This is a genomic window from Fructobacillus tropaeoli (assembly GCF_001047135.2).
Lineage (GTDB): Bacteria > Bacillota > Bacilli > Lactobacillales > Lactobacillaceae > Fructobacillus > Fructobacillus tropaeoli.
The window spans coordinates 34,812-58,362 of sequence record NZ_DF968079.1 but is presented as its reverse complement, the minus strand read 5'-3'; the positions used below and the strand labels follow the sequence as shown (position 1 = coordinate 58,362).

Genomic DNA, 23,551 nt, shown 5'->3' with positions numbered 1-23,551 from the left:
TAGGAAGGAAAGTCCATGGGACAATTAATACAATGGTACCCTGGCCACATGGCCAAGGCCTTTCGCTTGATGCGCGAAAACTTAAACTTGGTAGACATCGTTTTTGAACTGGTCGATGCCCGCTTACCGGCGTCATCACGTAATCCAGAAGTGGATAAATTGATTGGTGATAAGCCAAGACTGTTAGTTTTAACCAAGGCTGATTTAGCCGATCCAAAACAGACCAAGGCTTGGAAGGAACACTTTGAAAAAGAAGGCCTGAGTGTTGTCGTCTTGGATACACGGAGTCCGAAGACCCCCCAAACGATGACGAAGGCGGCTAAGGCTGTTTTGGCTGATAAAATCAAGGCTCAGGAAAAGCGTGGAATTGAGAACCGTCCCATTCGAGCAATGCTCGCAGGGATTCCAAACGTTGGTAAGTCAACTTTGCTCAACCACCTGGTTCAAAAGAATGTGGCACCAACGGCTAATAAGCCGGGCGTCACGAAGAAGATTGCTTGGCTCAAGACGCCAGCAGGTTTGGAAATTTTGGATTCCCCAGGGGTCTTGTGGCCTAAGTTTGAAGACCAACAAATCGGTCTCCGCTTGGCCTTGAGTGGAGCGGTGAAGGATACGCTTTTCGCCAAAGATGACGCTGTGCTGTCTTTGATTGCTTTCTTCCGGGACTATCGGCCACAAGCCATCATTGACCGCTATCACTTGGCTGATGATGCCTTTACAACAATGTCTGATGTCGATATTCTCTTAGCTATTACGGCCAAGTTGGGCTTCAAGGACGATTACGATAAGGCGGCGGTCCGTGTTTTAAATGATCTACGTCAAGGAAAGTTGGGTACGTATACCCTAGATTTAATTCATGAGTGAAACGATTGCGAGCATTAAAGCGGCTTTAAAAGAAGCTGCATCAGATGATTCACGCTTGGCAACTTGGCGGTTGGATGACCGAAAAGGTGTTCAGGCAGCCATTTTAGCTTTTGATCGACGGCAGGAAAAATTAGCCGAGCAAAAGGCGGCTTTTTTGTCGCGCTTTGCCTTAGAAGAGCCACTTTGGGCAGCTGGTTACCAAAATATTGCCGGTGTTGATGAGGTCGGCCGGGGACCATTAGCGGGCCCGGTTGTGGCTGCGGCAGTTATCTTACCGAAGGACTTTGACCAGTACGGTGTGATTGATTCAAAACAGGTGAGTGAAAAACACCGATTGGAATATGTTCAGGCGATTAAGGACGAGGCTATTGCTTATGGCATTGGCGTGGTTAGTGCGCAAGTGATTGACGAGGTTAACATCTATCAAGCCAGTCGGTTAGCGATGAAGCAGGCAGTCGAACAATTACAGCCAGAAGCCGACTATTTACTGGTGGATGCGATGACGATTGACACGGCTTTGCCGCAGCAGTCGCTGATTAAGGGGGATGCTCGTTCAAACTCGATTGGTGCTGCCAGTATTTTGGCTAAGGTTACCCGTGACCAAATGATGGCTGACTATGACCGAGAATATCCGGGTTATGACTTTGCTCATAATGCTGGTTATGGGACGGCTAAGCACCTTTCGGGTCTAGCGGAATTAGGTCCAACGCCGATCCACAGGCTGACTTTTGAACCGGTGAAAAAGCTTTTATCATGATTTTTTATGGAGCGCAAAAACTTTGTTGCTCCTTTTTGCTAGTTAGCTTGTGCTGACACAAGAAATAATTGTTTAATTGAGAAAGGAATTGCTTATGACAGCAATTAAACTGAGCCCGCGGTTAGCCGCAGTAAAAGATTTGGTGAATGATCAGGCGCGCGTGGCTGATATTGGGTCAGACCATGCTTATTTAGCAGCGGCTCTGCTATTGGAAAAAAAGAGCGAGTTTGCCTTGGTGGGCGAGGTTGCCCAAGGGCCACTCGAGAACGCTATTCATACGGTGGCGACTTATGGTTTGTCTGACCGGGTGACTTGTCGGTTAGCGGACGGTTTAGCAGCGATTGAACCGGATGACCAAATCGAAACGGTCGTGATTGCCGGAATGGGCGGTTTGTTGATTGAAAAAATTTTGGCTGCTGGTCAAAATAAAGGGCCGTTTAACCAGTTAATTTTGCAGCCAAACACCGATCAAGCGGCGGTTCGACTTTGGCTAAGTAAAAATGGGTACCGAATTGATCAAGAAAAAATTGTGCAAGAAGGGCACCATCGCTATGAAATTATCGTGGCCGTTCCTGGTCAACAGGAGCTGACCAGGGCTGAGTGGACCTTTGGTCCAAAGCTCCTTCAGGCAAAAGACCCAGTTTTCTTGGCCAAGTGGGAACAGGAACGTAATCGAGCAGCTGAAGTCTTATCACGATTGGAAAGTGCCCAACAAAAGGGCAGCAAAAAGTACGTGAACTTACAAGAAAAGCTGAACTTTATTAACCAGGAGGTTTTTGATGGTCAAAGCAAGTGAATTGATTGAAAAAATTGAGGCCTTTGCCCCAAAGTCGCTAGCCGAACCGGGCGACCCAACCGGATTACAAATTGGCCAACCAGAGCAAGAAATCCATCGTGTTCTGACCACGTTGGATGTGCGACCAGAAGTCGTCCAAGAGGCTATCGATTTAGGGGCTGATTTTATCTGGGCTCATCATGAAGCCATGTTTCGGCCTGCGAAGAACCTTGACTTGTCGGACCCGCAAAATGCGATGTACGCACTTGCGATTAAAAATAATATTGTGATTTATGCCTCTCATACCAACTTGGATGCCGCTGCTGGCGGTCTGAATGATTGGTTGTGCCAGGCATTTGGTATTGAAAATCAGATACCGCTACTACCGGGTGAAGGGGACCAACCCGGGATGGGGCGGATTGGTGAGTTAAAGATTGCTATGACCATGGCTGATTTTGCTAAACAGGTCAAAGCCGTTTGTCAGGTAGATGCTGTGCGCTTGATTGCTAACGATGCGAATAAAGTCGTCAAACGGGTGGCAGTTCTAGGTGGCGATGGTGGTAAGTTTTGGAAAAAGGCGCAAGAAGCTGGCGCTGACCTTTACTTGACCGCTGATTTGTACTACCATGTTGGTCATGATATACTGGCTGCTGGTTTTGCCGTGTTAGACCCGGACCACCATATGGAAGCCTTGGCTAAAGAACCAATGGCCAAAAAAGTTCAAGAATGGTTTGCTGGGCAACTGCCGGTGACGGCTAGCCAGAAGAATACTGATCCCTACACCTATTTTTAGGTCTGTTTGCAAGCAGGAGGTTTTGCATGTCTGAGAAGTACCCACAGTTAGTGTCTCGTTTCTTACGTTATGTCAAAGTTGATACTCGGTCTGATGAAGAGAGTCAGACGATTCCATCATCATCAAAAGAAGTTCAGTTTTTAAAGGATTTGGCCGTTGAGTTAAAGGAAATCGGCTTGGAAAACGTCCGCACGATGAAGGATGGTTATCTCTTTGCTGAATTGCCTTCAAATTTGCCAGATCGTCAGGGAACCAAAATTGGCTTTATTTCTCACGTCGATACGGCTGATTTTGAAAGCGAGCATGTGAACCCACAAGAGGTTGATAACTACGACGGGCACTCTGTTTTGGAATTGGGAACGTCTGGCTATAAGTTGGACCCAGCAGTTTTCCCACATCTTAAGAACTATCAAGGCCATGATTTAATTACAACGGATGGAACCACCTTGCTTGGTTCTGATGACAAATCAGGCGTGGCTGAAATCATCGCCTTGGCCGAATATTTGTTGGCCCACCCAGAAGTAAAGCACGGTCCCGTTCGCTTTGCCTTTGGTCCGGATGAGGAAATCGGTATCGGCGCTAATCATTTTGATGTCGCTGCCTTTGATGCTGATTTTGCCTACACGGTTGATGGTGGCCCATTGGGCGAACTGGAGTGGGAAACCTTCAACGCTGCCCAGGCTGAGATTGTGATTACCGGCCAAAACGTTCACCCTGGTACCGCCAAGGGTGCGATGGTTAATGCCATCCAAGTTGGGATTGATTTTCATAACGCATTGCCTGAGCATGACCGGCCTGAAAAGACAGAGGGGCGTGAAGGTTTCTATCATTTGATTGATATGGCAGGAACGCCAGAAGAAGCTACGTTAACTTACATTATCCGTGATCACGATCGGGAAAAGTTTGAAAATCGTAAGAAAACGATGGTCCAAATCGTCGACCAACTCAATCAAGACTTGCAAAAAGACCGTGTGGCCTTGACCCTGAAAGACCAATATTACAACATGGGTGATGTTTTGAAGGATCACCAAGAAGTTGTTCAATATGCCAATGAAGCTATGACGGATTTGGGTATCGAGCCGGATACACAACCAGCTCGAGGCGGAACGGATGGATCAAAGATTACCTTCTTAGGTTTGCCAACGCCAAATCTTTTTGCCGGTGGTGAAAACATGCACGGTCGCTACGAATTCGTGTCCAAGCAGGTGATGGAACAGGCAACTGACGTTTTGTTGGGTATCCTGACAAAGGCAGCAGGGTCAAAGTAAGATACTTAATTTAGCCTGCTAATATCAAAATTAATGGCAACAAAAAAGACTAGGAATTTTCCTAGTCTTTTTTAAAGCAAGCTGTTGGTGTTTTAGGCTTGGCTGTCTGCCTTTTCTGCTTCTGCAGAATCTGACAAGGCAGGGACCAAGATGAGGGCAGCTTCACCAACGATAATCGTTACGAGAGCTGTCAAACCTGGGTTGAAAGTTACGCCGGTCATTTGTCCGACCAAGTAACCAAGAACTTCACCAAACAGTGCACACCAGAAGGCGGCAGTAATATAGCGCATGTTTCCACTTCCTTTATTATTTACCCACTATGATACGCCCCTCTTATAAATTCGCAAGAGAATTTGTCTAATTTAAGGGCGACAATTTCGGATAAGTGTTGGTTAAAAAAGCAAAGTAGTCAAAAGGGGAAGGGGGCTATCCTTGGAATTTTTCAGCTAGGCAAACAAATTTTCGGTATAATGTTTTTAGACTATTGACACTGTTGAGGAGGACTTTATGTACGCACCATTACAACAAAAAAGCGCTTATTCGCTTTTGCAAGGTCCTAACTCAGTAGAAGAAATCATTCAAGTCGCCAAAGGCCGGGGTTATCAAGCGGTCTCTTTGGCGGAAGAAAACGTGCTTTACAGCGTGGTTGCCTTTTACAAGGCAGCAAAAAAGGCTGGCATCAAACCGGTCTTTTCGCTTGTTTTGCAAGTGAATGGCCTGGTGAACGTGGCGACGGCTTTTCCGGTTTTATTGACCGCTAAAAATCAGGTTGGCTATCAAAACTTGGTTTATTTGTCTTCCAAAAAGATGGCGGACCCTGACCAGGCGCTTCAATTTACTGATTTGGCTGGTCACCTTGATGGGCTTTCTTTGACTTTGTCACCAAAATCAGAATTGGGGCAGCTGATTGTTGCTGAAGATTCAGGGGCTAAAAATTATTTGGACCAATTAGCCGACAAGGTTGATGGTGCTGATTTTTACTTGGGCATTAATCCCTTAATGTCAAGTCATCATCAAGATCTCTTGGTTGCTTATGCCACAGCCCATCAAATCCGTTTAATGGCTTGGGACCAGGTCGACTACTTAAACGAGGATGATGCTTTCTTTGCCCAGGTTTTGCGGGCAATCGATCAGGGGACCCAACTAGAAGATTTAGAGCTTTTAGCGCGCGAAAAAGGGGCTTACTACTTACGGTCACTGGCGGAAATTGCTGAATCGTATCAAAAAAGCGCGGCCTTGCGTGGCGCTTACCAGAATAACGAGGCCCTGATTGAAGAGGCTAACGTTGATTTGGCGTTTAAGTCGCCGGCCTTGCCTGTTTTTCAGCAAGATTCTGGTTTGGATTCCAAAACTTACCTGACCCAGTTGGCTAATGCAGGCTTGAAGAGGCGGTTAACGGGTCATGAGGACCACTTTCAAAATTATCAGGACCGGCTGAACCATGAGTTGGATGTTATCGCGCGGCTGGGTTTTGCTGATTATTTCTTGATCGTTTGGGACATTGTTAAGTACGCCAGAGACCATCATGTCCAAACGGGGTCCGGCCGTGGTTCGGCTGCGGGTTCGTTGGTGGCCTATACATTAGGGATTACAAACGTTGATCCTCTAGCCGAAGGATTGCTATTCGAGCGGTTCTTAAATCCTGAGCGAGCATCGATGCCCGATATTGATATCGATTGGCCGGATGATCGTCGTGATGAAATTCTGGCCTACCTCCATGATAAGTACGGTCAGGAATCCTTTGCGCAGATTATTACCTTTGGTACTCTGGCTGCTAAACAGGCCTTGCGTGATACCGCCCGTGTCTTCGGCCTCGATTCCAAGGCGCAAAAACGACTTTCAGAAGGGGTGCCAGCCGGTAAGAACGGCCGTAAGGTACCGCTGAAAGAAGCCTGGGAGGCGCCTGACCAAAAGCTTAAGCAAGCGATTTATGACTTGGACTTTGGCCAATTGTTGATAAAAACGGCTTTGGCCATTGAAAACTTACCCCGCAATTATTCAACCCATGCTGCCGGTGTGGTTCTTTCAGACCAACCGTTAGTCGATACGTTACCAGTTCAAGTTGGTAACGATGGCTACTTGCTGACCCAGGTTGAAAAGGGGCCGGTTGAAGAACTTGGCCTATTAAAGATTGATATTTTGGGCCTGACAAACTTGAAAATCTTGGCGCAAACAATCGCCTTGGCCAAAGACGAGTTGCCGGCTGATTTTGATATTAAAAAAATTGACTTTCAGGATAAAGAAACGTTGCAACTGTTTGCCAACGGGAATACAACGGGTATTTTCCAGTTTGAATCGGCTGGTATGAAGAATGTCCTAAAGCGACTTGAAGTGGACGACTTTCATTTGATTGTGGCGGCTACGGCTCTTTACCGACCAGGGCCTAGTCAACATATCGACCCCTTTATTAAGCGGCGTTTGAAACAAGAACCTGTGCCGACTATTGACCCTGTCGTTGACCAAATCCTGTCACCGACCTATGGCATCCTGGTTTACCAGGAGCAAGTGATGCAGGTGGCGGCGGTTTATGCTGGCTTTTCGTTGGCGCAGGCTGATTTTCTGCGGTCGGCGATGTCTAAGAAAAAGCTTGATCAGATGGCTTCTGCCAAGTCTGCTTTTATAACGGGAGCGCAAAAAAAAGGCCACCGGCTTGACGAAGCGGAAAGACTGTTCGCCTATATCGATCAGTTTGCCAATTACGGTTTTAATAAATCGCATGCGGTTGCCTATAGCCAGTTATCATTCCAGTTAGCTTACATGAAGGCTCATTATCCATTGGCCTTTTATACAGCGATTTTGAATGCTCATCAAGGTGGTGTCGAAAAGGCGCAAACCTACTTGGCCGAGGTCAAGAAACTCGGCTTGAAGGTCTTGCCGCCAAATGTCAATACCTCTACTAGGGATTGGTCTATTCAAGATGGTGCCTTGGTCATGGGCTTGGGCAATATTAATGGCTTACAGACGGCCTTTGTGACGGCTTTGCTGGACAGTCGCAACCAGATTGGGCGCTTTGCCAGTCTGCAAGACCTCGTCAAGGCTTTGCCTGAAAAATTCCAAGATGAAAAGTTTTTCAATCAGCTCACTTATGCCGGAGCGCTTGATCATTTTGGCTATAACCGAGCAGAACTCTTAGCTAATTTGCCGGATTTAATTAATGCAGTTAGCTTCGGTGACTTGGTCTTGTCAGAGACGAAAATCAAGAAATTAGCTGATTTACCGTTAGTAGAGCGATTGCAAACGGAAAAAGAGGCCCTTGGCTTTAATTTATCGGGTCATCCAACTGAGGCTTTTCAGGCCGATTACGACCGGGGATCTGTGACGGCCCTGGTTAATTTAGTTGCTGGGCAGAACGTCAAAGTTTTAGGCCTCGTTAAAAATGTCAAAGTCATCCAGACGAAGCGGGGTGACGATATGGCTTTTGTTAATTTAACGGACATGACTGGCAGTGTGGACGTCACCATCTTCCCCAAAATCTATGACAAAGTAAAATCGACCTTAAAGGTTGGACGCTTAGTGCGGGTAGGTGGCAAAACGGAGGTCCGTCAGGGGCTGTCTGTTATTGGAAACTTCGTTGACGCTGTGGATGCGAGTCAAAGCCAAAGCTTCCAAGCTGATTTGGATAAAAAGCATCCGGTTCATCAAGAGGCGGCATCAACATTAAAGGCTGCTCAGTCAGGCACTTGGTTTTTACGTTTAGATGAAGGCCATGATCAGGAGCCGATTAAAAATCAGCTTTGGCGAGTGATGCAGCAAAATCCAGGTGAATACCCGGTGATTTTGTATTGGCCGAAGACAAAAATCAGGCGAATGTTACCACAATCTTACAATTTAGCCGGACCAGAACAGTTAAAACGGGCATTAGAACAGGTTTTATCTAGTAAAAATGTCGTTTTCCGACAAAAAGACTAAATTGTGTCTTGTGAATTGGTTATAGAGTGTATTACAATATGAAAAGGAAGTTGTTTGTAGGCAACTCACCAAGATATCAAAGGAGCTATTTACCCATGAAAAAGACGAAGATCGTCTCAACACTTGGTCCATCATCAACTGATGTAGACACAATTGTGAAGTTAATTGAAGCAGGTGCTAACGTATTCCGTTTCAACTTCTCACACGGTGATCACGAAGAACATTTGGGCCGTATGCAAGCAGTTGCAGAAGCCGAAAAGATTACTGGTAAGACTGTTGGTCGTTTGCTTGATACAAAGGGTGCGGAAATCCGTACTACTAAGCAAGCTGACGGTAAGATTCAATTCTCAACTGGCGATGTATTCCGTATCTCAATGGACGACAGCATCGAAGGAACAAAGGAAAAGATTGCAGTTACTTATCCTGGATTGTTTGACGACGTTAAGGTTGGCGGACAAGTGCTCTTTGATGATGGTTTGTTAGCTACTACTGTCACTGAAAAGGACGAAGCAAACAAGGAATTGGTTGTTAAGGCTGAAAACAACGGTTTGTTGGGATCACGTAAGGGTGTTAACGCCCCTGGTGTTTCAATCAACTTGCCTGGTATCACTGAAAAGGATGCTGATGACATTCGTTTCGGTTTGGACCATGAAATCAACTATATCGCTGCTTCATTCGTTCGTAAGCCTGAAGATGTTTTGGATATCCGTGCCTTGTTGAAGGAAAAGAACATGGAACACGTTCAAATCATCCCTAAGATCGAATCACAAGAAGGTATCGACAACTTGGATGCTATCTTGGAAGTTTCTGATGGTTTGATGGTTCCACGTGGCGACATGGGTGTTGAAATCCCTGCCGAAAACGTGCCTTTGATCCAAAAGGAAATGATCGACAAGATGAACGTTTTGGGATTGCCAGTTATCACTGCCACTCAAATGCTTGACTCAATGGAAGAAAACCCACGTCCTACACGTGCCGAAGCTTCTGATGTTGCCAACGCTGTCTTTGATGGTACTGATGCAACAATGCTTTCTGGTGAATCAGCTAACGGTGACTACCCAGTTGAAGCTGTTGCTATGATGGCCGCTCTTGATGAAAAGGCTGAATCAGCTTTGTCATTGTACAGCCGTCATGCTGACACTTTCTACGGTGATGATGATGTTGAATCAGTTGCCTCAGCAGCTGCTCGCTTGTCAGACTCAGTTGAAGCTAAGGCCGTTGTTGTCTTGACTGAAACTGGTTACGCCGCACGTATGGTTTCAAAGCACCGTCCTACTGCAATGACAATTGCTTTGACAAAGTCAGAACGCGTACAACGTGGATTGACTTTGAACAACGGAATCTTGCCTATCTTGGCTGACACACCAAAGTCTGTTGATGACTTGGTTGCCAAGGCCAAGGAAGTTGCTCAAGCTCAAGGTTTGGCAGCTGCTGGTGACAAGATTGTTGTTGTGACTGTTGCCCCAATCGACATGGCAAAGTCAGCTAACAACGTTTCTGTTGAAACAATCTAATGATTTACTTGAAAAGTCCGATTTTGTCGGGCTTTTTTTGTTCTAAGTTGTGTTAAAATAAGGTAAGTTCAACTAAATGAGGTGCGGGATTTTTGACAACGCAAACAGAGAAACTATTCACTTTTGAGAACATTGAACAGCAGACCAAATTAACGGGTCCAAAGGATCAACTTCTGGTTTTAATGGAAGAGGGCTTGGCCGTTAAAATGCTCGTTCGTGGCAATCAGGTAGCTGTCCAAGGCGATTCGAACCAAGCTTCTTTGGCGCTCGCCGTTTTGGAAGCACTGACACAATTGATTAAGAAACAAATTTCCGTCGGTCCTGCTGACGTTATCTCTGCGATGACAATGGCGAAGCGCGGAACATTGGATTACTTTTCAGATTTGTATAGTGAAAGTATTATCCGCGATAATAAGGGCCGGGCAGTCCGTGTTAAAAATTATGGTCAGCGTCAATATGTCCAGGCGATTCGTAAGAATGATCTAACCTTTGGAATCGGCCCCGCTGGAACTGGAAAAACTTTCCTAGCCGTCGCCATGGCCATCTCAGCCTTAAAGAAGGGTGACGTCGAGCGGATTGTGATTACTCGCCCTGCAGTCGAGGCTGGTGAATCACTTGGGTTCTTACCGGGTGATTTAAAGGAAAAGGTTGACCCCTATATGCGGCCCATTTACGATGCCATGAATTCTTTAGTCGGAGCAGACCACGTTGCTCGTCTAATTGAACGGGGTGTCCTAGAAATTGCACCACTCGCCTATATGCGTGGTCGAACCCTTGATGATGCCTTTATCATTGTCGATGAGGCTCAGAATACGACGAACGCTCAAATGAAGATGATTTTGACACGTTTGGGCTTTGGCTCTAAGATGGTCGTTAACGGGGACCCATCCCAGATTGACTTACCACATGGTGTTCGGTCTGGGCTAGTGGCTGCTCGCCGGATTCTCCGCGATGTCAACCGCATTGCCTTTATTAACTTTGAGAGTGGTGATGTCGTTCGCCACCCAGTCGTTGGTCTGATTGTTTCCGCCTATGAAGATGCGGATGCACGACTAGCTGAATTAAAAAACGCACAGAAAGAAGCCAATAACTAATGGATTTAGCATTAATTGATCAGACGAAAGACGGTGTGACACAGTTTCACCAAGACCTCGTCCAATCTGTTTTAAATTATGCTGGTGCCTATCTAGAATTACCAGACAACACTGAGATGTCAGTGACCTTTATGAATAATGATGCCATTCAGGCTTATAATCGCGATTATCGCGGTAAAGACAAGCCAACGGATGTCATTTCTTTTGCCATTGAAGAGGATGGCGATGATAGCCCTGTTCTTCTTGATGAAGAAATGGCCGAAGATATTGCTAAAAATATTGGGGATATTTTGGTCTCCGTTGATATTATCGAGAGCCAGGCGGAATACCTTGGTCACTCCTTTGAACGTGAGCTTGGCTTTCTAGTTGTTCATGGTTTCTTGCACTTAAACGGTTATGACCACATGCTTGGTGATGCCGAAGAAAAAGAGATGTTTGATTTGCAGAGGAAGATTTTAGATGACTACGGACTTACGCGATAACAACCACGGTCAGATTGAAGAGACTGATTTTCACCCTAAGTCTGCTGTGGAAGAGTTGGCGGAACAAACCAATCCCAAGGCGCCATCAGGGCGGAACAAGAATTTTTTGATTTCAATGTACCATGCATTGAAAGGGATTTTCTTGGTGGTGATTCGCGAGCGGAATATGCGTTTCCATTTAAGCTTCGCATTCTTTATTCTGGTGCTTGGCCTTTACTTGGGTCTTAACCGGTCTGAATGGTTGTGGGTCGTGATTGCGGTCTTTTTGGCTGTTTATGGCGAGTTCTTAAATACGGTGGTGGAAGCCGTCGTAGACCTGGTGGTTGAACGCAAGTACCATCCATTAGCCGGTCTGGTGAAGGATGTTTCGGCCGGAATGGTTTTAGTCGCTGTTGGTGCTGAGTTGATTATCTTAGCTCTGATTTTCCAGCCACACATCTGGCATTACTTTGGGATTGAAACGAATTTCTCTCGTTTCGTCCACCGTTTGAAAGGATAACTTATTTTATGACAAATCCAGGATTTAAATCAGGTTTCGTTGCCATTATTGGTCGACCAAACGTTGGAAAGTCGACTTTATTGAATCGCATCGTTGGTGAAAAAATTGCCATCATGTCGAATAAGGCGCAGACTACCCGAAATAAGATCCAAGGTATTTATACAACCAATGAGGCCCAGGTGGTCTTTATTGATACACCCGGTGTTCATAAGCCCCAAAATTCTTTGGGCGACTATATGGTCAAATCAGCTTTTTCAGCTTTGCATGAGGCTGATGCTATCTGGTTCGTCGTTGACGCAAGCCAAAAGCGTGGCGGGGGTGATAACTATATCATCGACCGTTTGCAGGAAGTAACGAAGACACCGATTTATTTGCTGGTCAACAAGGTGGATTTGTTGCCTAAGGAAGAACTGTTCGAGGTCATCCAGTCGTATCAAGAGGATGCACCAGCCTGGAAGGAAATCTTCCCAATTTCGGCAACAGAAGGTGACAACGTCCCCGAGTTGTTGGAAACGGTCATCGGTGATTTGGATGAAGGACCACAATACTTCGATTCAGATCAGTTGACGGATCACCCGGAACGCTTCGTTATCTCCGAATTAATTCGTGAAAAGGTTTTGCAATTAACTAAGCAAGAAGTTCCACATTCCGTGGCGGTCGTGATTGATAAAATTTCCTCTGATGATGATGGTTTGGTTAGCATCCAGGCTTCAATTATCGTCGAGCGTGCCAGTCAAAAGAACATTGTGATTGGTAAGCAAGGCCGAATGATTAAAGAAATTGGTACACGAGCACGGAAAGATATTGAGCGCCTGCTTGGTTCTAAGGTCTTTTTGGAAACCTGGGTTAAGGTCGAGGAACGTTGGCGTGATCGACCACAGGCTTTGCAAAGCTTTGGCTACCGTAAGGATGATTTCTAAACCGCTTTACCAGCCACAATAGCTGAGCAGACAACCATCAGCTTGATGGTTGTTTTTTTATGGAAAGGAGGGCCGTGATGGCATTGATTGAAGGTCTCGTCTTGTATACACGGCCTTACCGAGATAATGATCTGCTGGTTCGAGTTTTTACGAAGGAACAGGGAATAATGACTTTGATGGCTCGTGGGGCCAAGAAGGCAAAGTCAAAAGTTGGTTTTGCTTGTCAGGCTTATTCCTGGGCAATTTTCGATGGCGCTTATCCAAAAAATAATACGGGATTGGGTTTCATTAATGACGTTCAGGATAGTCATCCTTATAAAAATGTGGTTGGGGACATCAATGTGAGTGCCTATGCAGCGCTAATTGTAAAGCTCCTGGATTTAGCCTTCGAAGAAGGGAAATCAGAACCGGAGTGGTATGAAAAAACGCTGATTGGTTTTGAAAAACTCAATGAACAGGTAGACCCTCAAGTTATTACCAATATTTTTGAATTACAGCTGTTGCCCGCTTTTGGTGTGGCGCCAAACTGGCAGGCTGATCCGATTTCCGGAGCAGTAACGGGAGTCTTTGACTATTCTGAAAAATACAACGGCATCATTGAACGGTCACATTTTGACCTTGATGACCAACGTTTAAACTTGGACCAGAAAGTTGTCTATTATTTACGGCAATTTTCAGCAATTGACATGAATAAGATTGCTAAGGTAACCTTATCTTTAATGACCAAGCGCGGTATTCAACGGGTAATTGATTATCTTTATGACCGACAAGTCGGGTTGAAGCCAAAGGAAAAGGTCTTCATTCAAAAAATGGCTGCTTTTGAAGGGCAGCTGACCATTAAGGCGCGAAAGGGAAAGCCATGAAAAGAATTTTAGTTTTACATACTGGTGGAACGATTGCCATGCACGAGGATGCTGATGGCGATGTTGAACAGGGTGCACAAAACCCGCTGAATGATGCCCACCTCGATTTACCGGAAGTGGAATTGACGACTGAAAACATTTTTAACTTGCCGTCCGAACATATTACCCCAACCCATATGTTGGCCCTCTATAACCGTCTCAAGGATGCGGAACAAGATTTTGACGGGGTAGTCATCACACATGGGACGGATACATTGGAAGAGACCTCATTCTTCTTGGATGGAACACTTTCCTTTGAAATTCCGATTGTCATGACCGGTGCTATGCGTTCCTCCAACGAATTGGGTTCCGATGGTTTATATAATTTCCAATCGGCCTTGCGCGTGGCCATTGACGAGCAGTCAAGAAATCGGGGTGTCATGGTTGTTTTAAATGATGAAATTCATGCTGCCCGGTTCGTGACGAAAACACATGCAACGAACGTTGCTACTTTTGCCTCACCGATTTCAGGGGCGATGGGTATGGTCAATAAGCGCAAGATTCTCTTCTTTTATGACCTGCCAGATAAGCAAACTTATCCAATTAAAGCCGTTGATAAAAGAATTCCGGTTATGAAAGCTTATGCCGGGATGGATGGCCACATTCTGAGTCTTTTAGCCGACTCAGGCATTGATGGCATCGTGATTGAAGCGCTTGGAGCAGGAAACTTGGGTGAGGATGCTGCCCTCGGGGTTTTGAAACTCTTGGATGCTGGCATTCCTGTTGTGATTGTTTCGCGGTCCTTTAAGGGCATTGCGGAGCCGGTTTATGATTACCTTGGTGGTGGCGTGCAGCTCGAAAAGGCCGGAGCTATCTTCGCCTCGGCCGTTAATGGGCAAAAGGCCCGACTAAAGCTCTTAATTGGTCTGGAAAATCAGCTAAACACGAACGATTTAAATAATTACTTGCACGAATTTTAATAAAAGTCGTACTTATGCTAGACTATCGCAATAAATCTTTGCTATAATGACTTTACACTAGTTAATCAGCTGACTGGCTAGCTGATGTTGTTTGATTTAGTGAAAGAAGATGCCCAGGAGAGCTTAAATCATGAATTTTACTGACCAAGACCCATTGATTTTTTCAGCCATTCAACAAGAAGGTGCCCGGCAAAACCGGACAATCGAATTGATTGCTTCTGAAAACTTTGCTTCAAAAGCCGTTCGTGCCGCCCAAGGTTCGGTATTGACGAACAAGTACGCAGAAGGATATCCCTACAAGCGTTACTATGGTGGAACGGAATACGTTGATATCGTTGAACAAGCTGCGATTGATCGTTTGAAGGAATTGTTTGGTGCAGAATATGCCAACGTGCAACCACATTCTGGTTCACAGGCAAACGCAGCAGCCTACATGGCCTTTTTGAAGCCAGGCGATACAATTTTGGGTATGGATTTGGATGCTGGTGGTCACTTGACTCACGGAGCCAAGGTAAGTTTTTCTGGTAAAGTTTACCATTCAGAAACTTACGGTTTGGATCCAGAGACTGAAACTTTGGACTATGATGCCATCATGGCACAGGCCAAGGAAGTTAAGCCACAAATGATTGTGGCTGGTGCATCTGCCTATTCACGAACAATCGACTTTAAGAAGTTCCGTGAAATCGCTGATGAAGTTGGGGCCTACTTGATGGTTGATATGGCCCACATTGCTGGTTTGGTTGCAGCTGGTTTGCACCAAAATCCAGTTGGCATTGCTGATGTCGTGACATCAACAACCCACAAGACTTTGCGTGGCCCACGTGGTGGGGTAATCTTGTCACAAGAAAAGTACGCAAAGCAAATTAATTCAGCTATTTTCCCTGGTTCACAGGGTGGACCTTTGGAACACGTGATTGCTGCGAAGGCCGTTGCTTTCGGTGAAGCATTGCGTCCAGAATTTAAGGACTATGCAAAGCAAATCATCAAGAACTCACAAGCAATGGTAGCAGTCTTTGAAAAGACTGATGACATCCGTGTTGTGGCTGGTGGTACTGATAACCATCTCTTTAACTTGGATTTGACGAAGACTGATTTGACTGGTAAGGAAACACAAGAATTGTTGGACCGTGTCTCAATCACGACGAACAAGGAAGCCTTGCCAAACGAACAACGCAGTCCATTTATTACTTCTGGAATTCGTATTGGAACACCAGCCATCACGACTCGTGGTTTCGATGAAAACGATAGTGCTGAAGTTGCTCGTTTGATTGTTGAAGCAATTCACAACCATGACGATGAAAAGGCATTAAAGGACATTAAGAAGCAAGCAGAACGCTTGGCAATGGCACACAAGTTGCCTTAATGACCAATAATGGTATAGAATGATGAAAAGCTGTTAATGCAGCTTTTTTTCTTTGAATCCGCTGGAGGTGAACAGATGCCTGACAAAAAGACGATTCGCCAGGAACAAAAAGCCAAGTTGAAGGCCTTGAGCCCGCTAGCAAAGGCTGAACAAGAAAAACAGTTGTATCAAAAACTGTTTCAACAATCAGCCTGGCTTCAGGCGCAAACTATCGCGGTGACGGCATCGCTTCCTTTTGAAGTGGAGACAACACCGATTATGGAGGCCGCCTGGCAGGCCGGTAAAACGGTTGGCTTGGCGAAGGTGGTTGATCGAGAATTAACCTTTGTTAAAATCAGTGCCGATAGTGCCCTGACAGCTGGTGAAAGTTTTGGTATTTTAGAGCCCGAAAATGGTCAGGAACTGAAGAAATCAGCAATCGATTTGGTCTTAGTACCAGGGCTCGCCTTTAGTGATGCCGGCCTTCGGGTCGGTTTTGGTGGGGGCTATTATGACCGTTTTCTCGCCGATTACGAGGGGGAAAGTATCAGCCTCGCTCTGGCAGAGCAAAGACGAGCTGATTGGGTACCTGACAACTTTGATGAAGCTGTCGGCCAGGTTTTGACTTTAGCAGACGAGTAATGATGACATAAAATTTTGATGAGAGACCTGACGATGACGTTGGGTCTTTTTCTTAGCAAATTTTTACTGATTTTTCCTTGCGAAAGCGAACATCTGTTCGTATAATAAAAACAGACTTACTGAGGAGAAACCTGTCGGATGACTGCTAACGATTTTGCAAAAATTTATCAAAATGAAGACCGGCGGGTTGTCTTTCTAATCGATTCAAAAAGCTTTTATGCCAGTTGTGAAGCGGTTGAACGCGGTTTAAATCCGCTGAAGGCCATGCTGGTGGTGATGTCACACCAGGAAAACGACACTGGGGGTCTGGTCCTGGCCTCGTCGCCAATGGCTAAGAAGCGACTGGGGATTTCCAACGTTACCAGACAAAAGGATGTCCCAGATGTTCCTGGCCTAATCAAGGCGGAGCCGCGGATGAACCTTTATATCAAAAAAAACTTAGCCATTAATGCTATCTACCAACAATACGTTGACGATGAACACTTATTACCGTATTCCATTGATGAATCGATTTTGGATATCACCGATTTTTGGCATCTATTTGGTAAGAACCCCAGAGAAGTCGCCCAAAAAATTCAACGGCAAGTCCTGGCTGAAATGGGAATTTACCTTTCAGTTGGCATCGGGGATAGCCCTGTTTTAGCCAAGTTAGCCTTGGATTTAGAAGCTAAAAAGGCACCACACCTACTGGCCGAGTGGCACTATGAGGATGTACCGGAGAAGTTGTGGCCCGTGACAAACTTTGGTCATGTTTGGAGTATTGGGTCAAAAACGGCACAAAAATTGCAGCGGTGGGGCATTGCAAGCATTGGCGATTTAGCCAAGCAAAATCCATACGTCCTTAAAGAGCGCCTTGGCTTAATGGGGGAGCAACTTTATGCCTTGGCGTGGGGCATTGACCGGTCTGATTTAACGGAAAAAATCACGCCAAAAGATAAGTCTTATGGGAACTCACAAGTCTTACCAGAAAATTACCATGATGGAGTGGCCATCCAAGTGGTGGTGCAAGAAATGGCAGACCAGGTGGCAAGTCGCCTTCGAGCGCACCAACAACAAGCAACCCTGGCATCACTATATTTGGGTTATGCGGACCAAGGAATCGCTTTCAATACGCGTCATAATCCCAAAACAGGTTTGCATCAGACCGTTCGTATCGAACCGACTAACCGCAGTCAAACCTTAATGGCCGTTTTGAAACGTATTTTTCAAGAGAATTGGTCGGGTGACCCAGTTCGCTATATTGGAGTTTCTTTTTCTGGTTTGGCAAATGAAAGCATACAAGCAATTTCACTCTTCGACAAAGCGCCTAGCCCAACAGATCAAGAGGAAGACCCGGTTGATACGGTGGTTGACCAAATCCGTCGTCGCTTTGGGGCGGCGAGCCTGGTTCGTTCAATTTCGTTGGAAAAGGGGGCCACGGCGATTAGCCGAGCTAATTTGGTTGGGGGCCACAATGGGGGAAATGCTTATGAGTAAGGATTTTTCTGCTAATCCAGACTGGTTAGCGACCGTCGCTGGCTACTTTGACCATGATTATCGCGAGCGAGGGAAGGTCAAGTGGAATGGCTTTTTTCTTTCGGATCACACTGCTGGATTAAAAAATCAGAAGACGGATCAAGACCAGGCAGATCAGACACAGTTGCATGAGGCCATGGCATATGAGCAAATGCAGCAGGTAGTTGCTTTGGCTTATCGGAATTCACAGCGATTGGTTGTCCAAGCGAACAGTTTCGATATTGAGGGACGGGCCAGTCCTGTGGAAATTGGTCGAGTAACAGGCTTTTTTATGGATGGTTTTTACTTAGATAAAGAACCAAAAAATTGGGAAGACTTGCAGTTTGTGGAGGTTGATCATGGTCGAAAATGAATTAATAACTGAAATCTTAAAGGAAATGGCACCATTATTTAAACGGGCTAAAAACACCGTTTACGAATTACGAGTGGTAGACCAGCGCTATGCCGGACAAGTTAATTTTTTCTTTGAGTGGAATCAGGTTGGTCGCTCAACCATTTCTCGTCAAATCTTAACCGTTCCCAGACGGCGGGTGAAAGATTTGGAAGGACTGATTACGACTTTGAAGTCCAAAACGATGGTGAAGGTGACGTTAGTATAATCGCTGGCAAATCAGCACTAGGCATCTTTTTATTAATAATTGTCTGTTGAATGTTACAACTGTGCAAATTCTTTTACATCTTTGTAAAACAAGGTTATAATATGGCTATAGCAAAGTAGAACAGGAGATGTCTTATGTCAGTAACAGGAAACACAGTTCCAGCAAGCATCGCAATGTTGAAGGTGCTTGAAGATTGGGGTGTTGATCACCTCTTCGGCTATCCTGGGGGTTCGTTTAACTCCACCATGGCAGCCCTCGCAGAGCGAAAAGAACAAATTCACTATATCCAAGTTCGCCATGAACAAGTTGGTGCTTTGGCAGCCGCGGCGGATGCCAAGCTCACTGGTAAGATTGGTGTCGCCTTTGGGTCAGCCGGACCTGGAGCTACAAACTTGTTAACAGGTCTTTATGATGCTAAGGAAGACCATGCACCTGTTTTGGCCCTTGTTGGTCAAACGCCACGCGCGGTGATGAACTCACACTTTTTCCAAGAATTCAACGAAGATCCAATCTTTGAAGATGTATCCGTTTATTGCCGAACTGTCATGACGGCTGAAAGTTTGCCACACGTGGTCGATCAGGCCATTCGTGAGGCCTACAAGCATCAGGGTGTCGCAACGGTGATTATTCCAAACGACTTGGGCTACGAACAAATTCCGGATATCGCTTATGGTTCCCATGGAGCCACAGATGATAAGAAGACGCCACAGCCAGAACCAACTGCTGACGAAGTTGACCAATTCTTGGCAATGGTCAAGGAAGCCAAGCGACCAGTTATCCACGTTGGTCGTGGGATTCAAGAGGGTGGTGACATCCTGATTGAATTATCAAAGAAATTGCAAATTCCTTTGGTCATGACCGGTTTGGCAAAGGGCCATGTTGACGAAAGCTATGCAGGAAACTTAGGTATGGCTAACCGTGCTGCCTCAAAGGCTGCCGATGAAATCATGGCGAGTGCTGATTTGTTGATTGCCATTGGGGCTGATTTCCCATTTGCCAAATTAGTTTACACGACCCATCCGTTTAAGTTCGTTCAGGTTGATAACGACCGCACAGAACTTGGTCGCCATCATAACCTCGATTTGGGTATCTGGTCGGATGCAACTGCCTTTGTCCAGGCTGCCTTGGACCGTAGTGAATCAGCACCAGAATCTGCATTCTTCAAGGCCGCTTGTGCTGACAAGGAAAACTGGTTTGCTTACCAAAAGCAATTGCAAGATGATACCCGTGAGCCGCTCCGAGCTGAACCAATTTACAAAGAAATTAACCGTGTTGCTGACCCGGATGCCGTTTTTGCCATTGATATTGGTGACAATATCATTAACTCCTTCCGTCATTTGCATGTGACGCCAAAGAATAAGTTCGTGATTTCTGCTATCTTTGCTTCTATGGGTTCTGGACTACCAGCTGCTTTGGCTGGCCAATTGTCATACCCTGGTCGCCAAGTTTGGAACATCGCGGGTGATGGTGCTTTCTCGATGATTATGCAAGATTTGCTGACCGAGAAGAAGTACGATTTGCCAATTATTAATGTTATTACAGCCAACAAGACGTTGAACTTTATTAAGAGTGAACAAGATGATGTGGCTATGCATCATTCAGGAATTAATCTTGCTGATCAAGACTTCGCCATGATTGCCCAGGGAATGGGTGTTGAATCAGTGACGGTTACCAAGGCTAATGAATTACCAGCAGCCTTTGATAAGGCGATTAAGGTCACGAAGGCTGGTCGACCATTCTTGATTGAAGCTAAAATTTCAGATGCCCGTTCGTTGCCTGTCGAAGAATTACAATTAAAGCAGACCGACCAGGGTATGGAAGAAACGCTCAACCCAACTTATAACAGTAACCTTGATTTGCAACGACCAAGTTCGGTTCGTGAATTCTTAGATTCATACGATGGTCAAAACTTGAAAACACTCCCAGAATTCTTTGAAGAATACGGCGTTGAATGGTAAACTTATAAGCTAGCTTATTATAAAAGTCTTCTTTTGAAGGCTTTTTATTTTGTTTATAGAAAGCATTGCCTGCTTAAAGAGAATCGGTGTAAAATAGAGCGCAAAGGAGCTTGATTATGCCAAAACTTGTTTTACTACGTCACGGTCAAAGTGAATGGAACCAGTCTAACCGTTTTAATGGTTGGATCGATACTTATTTGTCTGCAACTGGCAAAAAACAAGCACAGGATGCCGGGCAGGCGCTCTTAAAACAGGAGATTCATTTTTCCCGAGCCTATAGTTCAGTTCTTAGTCGGACGATCATGACCATTAATCGCATCTTGGATGAATTGGGTCAATCATATATTCCGCTAACGAAGTCTTGGCGGTTAAATGAACGCCATTATGGCATCTTGCAAGGTGAGGATAAGGATGATATGCGTGCCAAGTATGGTAAAGAGCAGGTCCAAATCTGGCGACGGTCTTATTCTGTCTTGCCACCTAAACAGCCGGCATATGATCCGACAGTTACCATTGATGGCCGAACTTACCCGGCTTTTGACCACCGCTATGCCCAGGTGCCATACGGTCTTTTGCCACTGAGCGAGAATATTCAAAGTACAGAAGTTCGAGTGCGACCGCTTTTTGAAGAGGAAATCGTGCCACGGTTGCGTGCGGGAGAAGACGTCTTGATTGTTGCTCATGGAACCTCCATCAGGGCTTTGACGAAGCTCATCGAGGGTTTGACACCGGACCAGGTCACCAAAGTCGAAATTCCAAACGGTGAACCGATTATTTATGAATTTGATAAAAGTTTATCTGTTTATAAAAAGGAAATTGTGCGCTCTTCTGTCAAATAATTTTAAAAATCAGTTCTGATTTCTTTATGCTATTTGCTGTATTTTTAAAAATAGCACAAATGATTAGCAACGATACCAATTGAGACAAAAGTTGAATTATTTTCAACAAATAGGGATAATGTGCTAACAAATATTGAAAGAAATCGGAGTCCCTACCAAATGAATTTTCAAACTGTTGTGAATAGTCGGCGTTCCATTCGCTGGTTTCAAGATCGAGGAGTTTCCACGGAAGCGCTACAGGCGATTGTCGAAACGGCACAGAAAGTCCCATCTTTTGTAAACTCGCAACCAGTCCGAGTGGTGATTGCCACTGGCAATACCTTGGCAACGATTCGAGAACAACACTTACAATCCGTTTTGAACCAAACACCGAGTCAATCAGTATTGCCATATCAACCAATTCCAGAGTGGGACGATGGCGCCAAAGCGAATATCATGGGGTGGTTTGCTAGTACCAAGGAACAAATTGGTGATGATTGGGGTACAATGATGGGGAAGGCAGGTGCCAACCTCTATAATGCCCAGGCAATCGTTTACTTAACTTTGCCTAAGGATTATCCTGATTGGTCATTAGTTGATTTGGGCGCCTTTTCAGAAGCATTGATGCTGACGGCCCAAGATGCAGGTGTTGATTCTTTGCCGGCTTATGAATTTGTTAAATTTGCTGATGATTTAATGGCACCGCTCAAGTTAACAGATGACCAACAGGTTGTAATGGGCGTTGGGCTCGGTTATCGCGATGAAGATAGTTTGTTAAATCAAATTCGTTCTGGTCGCATGGACACGAAAAGTATTTTGACAATTTTGGATTAAGTGAAGGGAGATTTTGATGACAAAGACACTTGTGATTGGTGCACACGGTAAAGTTGGTCAAATTTTGGTTCAAGATTTAGCTAAAAATCAGCGGGAGGTTTTAGCGGCCTTTCGGAATAAAGACCAATTGCAAACAGCAGCTGATTTAGCAGGCGTTGAGGGCGTTTATTTTGACCTTGATGCCGATGAACAAGCGATGGCCCAATTTTTCATGGACCATCAAGTTGGCCAAATTGTTTTCACGGCCGGTGCCGGAGGCAAGGGTGGTATCGAGCGAACGGTAGAAGTCGATTTGGACGGCGCCATTAAAACGATGGTTGCTGCCAAAAAAGCTAGTGTTGCCCACTATGTGATGGTTTCAGCTGCTGGAGCAGATGACCGCAGTCGGTGGTCTGCATCCGGTATTTATCATTACTTTATGATGAAGCACTATGCTGATTTGTATTTGCAAAATTCCGGTTTGGATTATACGATTGTTCGCCCAACGCTGCTTTTGGACACTGCTGGTACTGGTAAGGTTTCATTGAGTGTGGACTTTGCTGGTCCCAAAGAAGATTTGCAAATTCCGCGAGCAGATGTTGCTTCCTTTGTCACAGAAGTATTAGCTCATCCTGAACAATCAGCTAATCAAATCTATGATTTAACAACTGGTCATCAGAACATTCAAAATATTTTTTGATTCAAAATGAAGCCGAGGGGCGCCCTTGGTTTTTTTTTTATTTAAATTAAAAATAAATGATAAAATGGTTGGCATTCGCTCATAAAGTTGTAAACTACAAATCAAAAGATAGAAAAGACAAGCGATAATAAGAACTGTCTGAGTGAGAAAATGATTAGAGAGCGCCTGTTTGGTGAAAGGGCGTCGTTTTCAAACTCAAAGACGATCATTCTTTAGTTAGTGGGCTGAATAAAGTAAGCCTTGCTCGGTTGGTACCGTTATCAAACCGGCGTATCGCCTTTTTGGCCGTACGTTTGAGGTTGGACTTTGCCGTTCAACAAATTAAGGTGGTACCGTGCGTAAGCGCCCTTAGCAACGATTTTTTTCGTGGTTGAGGGCGTTTTTTTATCTGCTGATTTTTTAGAAAAGGAGGGCACCGTGAAGTTTCGTACCGTCGTGAGCTGTTTGTATACTGAAAGGAGCATTAA

The 23,551-nt window shown here is 45.2% G+C and carries 23 protein-coding genes; 22 read left to right on the top strand and 1 reads right to left on the bottom strand.

Annotated elements, in window-relative coordinates:
* Nucleotides 1-15: 15 nt before the first annotated feature.
* From ylqF to pepT, 5 genes are all read left to right on the top strand, one after another.
* Complete coding sequence (ylqF, locus tag AOQ32_RS02100; RefSeq protein WP_059393379.1) at nt 16-864, top strand: ribosome biogenesis GTPase YlqF; 849 nt, start codon at nt 16-18, stop codon at nt 862-864.
* The gene (locus AOQ32_RS02095) at nt 857-1,621 is read left to right on the top strand and encodes a ribonuclease HII (protein WP_059393378.1); all 765 of its coding nucleotides are present in this window, start codon (nt 857-859) and stop codon (nt 1,619-1,621) included. Before ylqF ends, AOQ32_RS02095 begins: the two co-directional genes overlap by 8 nt.
* Before the next feature lie 94 nt (nt 1,622-1,715).
* Complete coding sequence (locus tag AOQ32_RS02090; protein WP_059393377.1) at nt 1,716-2,417, top strand: tRNA (adenine(22)-N(1))-methyltransferase; 702 nt, start codon at nt 1,716-1,718, stop codon at nt 2,415-2,417.
* Nucleotides 2,401-3,189 carry a Nif3-like dinuclear metal center hexameric protein gene (locus AOQ32_RS02085; RefSeq protein WP_059393376.1) on the top strand — a complete coding sequence of 263 codons (789 nt, stop codon included), beginning with the start codon at nt 2,401-2,403 and terminating at the stop codon, nt 3,187-3,189. Before AOQ32_RS02090 ends, AOQ32_RS02085 begins: the two co-directional genes overlap by 17 nt.
* 26 nt (nt 3,190-3,215) lie before the next feature.
* Nucleotides 3,216-4,457 (top strand): peptidase T, encoded by a 1,242-nt coding sequence (pepT, locus tag AOQ32_RS02080; protein WP_059393375.1) that lies wholly within the window; start codon nt 3,216-3,218, stop codon nt 4,455-4,457.
* A 92-nt stretch (nt 4,458-4,549) separates the two neighbouring features.
* On the opposite strand, the gene AOQ32_RS02075 is transcribed toward pepT, so the two are convergent.
* A complete protein-coding gene (locus AOQ32_RS02075; RefSeq protein ID WP_059393374.1) occupies nt 4,550-4,747 on the bottom strand; it encodes a YjzD family protein in 198 nt (65 codons plus the stop codon).
* A gap of 217 nt (nt 4,748-4,964) precedes the next feature.
* On the opposite strand from AOQ32_RS02075, the gene AOQ32_RS02070 reads away from it, so the two are divergent.
* From AOQ32_RS02070 to AOQ32_RS01990, 17 genes are all read left to right on the top strand, one after another.
* The gene (locus AOQ32_RS02070) at nt 4,965-8,366 is read left to right on the top strand and encodes a DNA polymerase III subunit alpha (RefSeq protein ID WP_059393373.1); all 3,402 of its coding nucleotides are present in this window, start codon (nt 4,965-4,967) and stop codon (nt 8,364-8,366) included.
* A gap of 95 nt (nt 8,367-8,461) precedes the next feature.
* The gene (gene pyk, locus AOQ32_RS02065) at nt 8,462-9,880 is read left to right on the top strand and encodes a pyruvate kinase (protein WP_059393372.1); all 1,419 of its coding nucleotides are present in this window, start codon (nt 8,462-8,464) and stop codon (nt 9,878-9,880) included.
* A gap of 92 nt (nt 9,881-9,972) precedes the next feature.
* A complete protein-coding gene (locus AOQ32_RS02060) occupies nt 9,973-10,974 on the top strand; it encodes a PhoH family protein (protein WP_047974439.1) in 1,002 nt (333 codons plus the stop codon).
* Nucleotides 10,974-11,456, top strand: coding sequence for an rRNA maturation RNase YbeY (ybeY, locus tag AOQ32_RS02055; RefSeq protein ID WP_047974438.1), 483 nt, complete (start codon nt 10,974-10,976; stop codon nt 11,454-11,456). Before AOQ32_RS02060 ends, ybeY begins: the two co-directional genes overlap by 1 nt.
* Complete coding sequence (locus tag AOQ32_RS02050) at nt 11,434-11,955, top strand: diacylglycerol kinase family protein (RefSeq protein ID WP_059393371.1); 522 nt, start codon at nt 11,434-11,436, stop codon at nt 11,953-11,955. The genes ybeY and AOQ32_RS02050 overlap by 23 nt, the downstream gene beginning before the upstream one ends.
* Before the next feature lie 8 nt (nt 11,956-11,963).
* Entirely contained in the window at nt 11,964-12,875 is a 912-nt protein-coding gene (era, locus tag AOQ32_RS02045) for a GTPase Era (protein ID WP_059393370.1), read from the top strand.
* Nucleotides 12,876-12,952: 77 nt separating this feature from the next.
* Nucleotides 12,953-13,738 carry a DNA repair protein RecO gene (gene recO, locus AOQ32_RS02040; protein WP_059393369.1) on the top strand — a complete coding sequence of 262 codons (786 nt, stop codon included), beginning with the start codon at nt 12,953-12,955 and terminating at the stop codon, nt 13,736-13,738.
* Nucleotides 13,735-14,697, top strand: coding sequence for an asparaginase (locus AOQ32_RS02035; protein ID WP_059393368.1), 963 nt, complete (start codon nt 13,735-13,737; stop codon nt 14,695-14,697). The genes recO and AOQ32_RS02035 overlap by 4 nt, the downstream gene beginning before the upstream one ends.
* 130 nt (nt 14,698-14,827) lie before the next feature.
* A complete protein-coding gene (glyA, locus tag AOQ32_RS02030; protein WP_059393367.1) occupies nt 14,828-16,060 on the top strand; it encodes a serine hydroxymethyltransferase in 1,233 nt (410 codons plus the stop codon).
* A 75-nt stretch (nt 16,061-16,135) separates the two neighbouring features.
* The gene (locus tag AOQ32_RS02025; protein WP_158531856.1) at nt 16,136-16,681 is read left to right on the top strand and encodes a 5-formyltetrahydrofolate cyclo-ligase; all 546 of its coding nucleotides are present in this window, start codon (nt 16,136-16,138) and stop codon (nt 16,679-16,681) included.
* 138 nt (nt 16,682-16,819) lie between these two features.
* Nucleotides 16,820-18,157 (top strand): Y-family DNA polymerase, encoded by a 1,338-nt coding sequence (locus tag AOQ32_RS02020; protein ID WP_059393365.1) that lies wholly within the window; start codon nt 16,820-16,822, stop codon nt 18,155-18,157.
* Complete coding sequence (locus AOQ32_RS02015) at nt 18,150-18,548, top strand: hypothetical protein (RefSeq protein WP_059393364.1); 399 nt, start codon at nt 18,150-18,152, stop codon at nt 18,546-18,548. Before AOQ32_RS02020 ends, AOQ32_RS02015 begins: the two co-directional genes overlap by 8 nt.
* Nucleotides 18,535-18,795 carry a hypothetical protein gene (locus AOQ32_RS02010; RefSeq protein WP_059393363.1) on the top strand — a complete coding sequence of 87 codons (261 nt, stop codon included), beginning with the start codon at nt 18,535-18,537 and terminating at the stop codon, nt 18,793-18,795. The genes AOQ32_RS02015 and AOQ32_RS02010 overlap by 14 nt, the downstream gene beginning before the upstream one ends.
* A gap of 134 nt (nt 18,796-18,929) precedes the next feature.
* Nucleotides 18,930-20,753, top strand: coding sequence for a pyruvate oxidase (spxB, locus tag AOQ32_RS02005; protein ID WP_059393362.1), 1,824 nt, complete (start codon nt 18,930-18,932; stop codon nt 20,751-20,753).
* A 116-nt stretch (nt 20,754-20,869) separates the two neighbouring features.
* Nucleotides 20,870-21,592, top strand: coding sequence for a 2,3-bisphosphoglycerate-dependent phosphoglycerate mutase (locus tag AOQ32_RS02000; RefSeq protein WP_059393361.1), 723 nt, complete (start codon nt 20,870-20,872; stop codon nt 21,590-21,592).
* 159 nt (nt 21,593-21,751) lie between these two features.
* A complete protein-coding gene (locus AOQ32_RS01995; RefSeq protein ID WP_059393360.1) occupies nt 21,752-22,405 on the top strand; it encodes a nitroreductase family protein in 654 nt (217 codons plus the stop codon).
* Nucleotides 22,406-22,421: 16 nt separating this feature from the next.
* Nucleotides 22,422-23,084, top strand: a complete 663-nt coding sequence (locus AOQ32_RS01990) for an SDR family oxidoreductase (protein ID WP_059393359.1) — start codon at nt 22,422-22,424, stop codon at nt 23,082-23,084.
* Nucleotides 23,085-23,551: the final 467 nt, after the last annotated feature.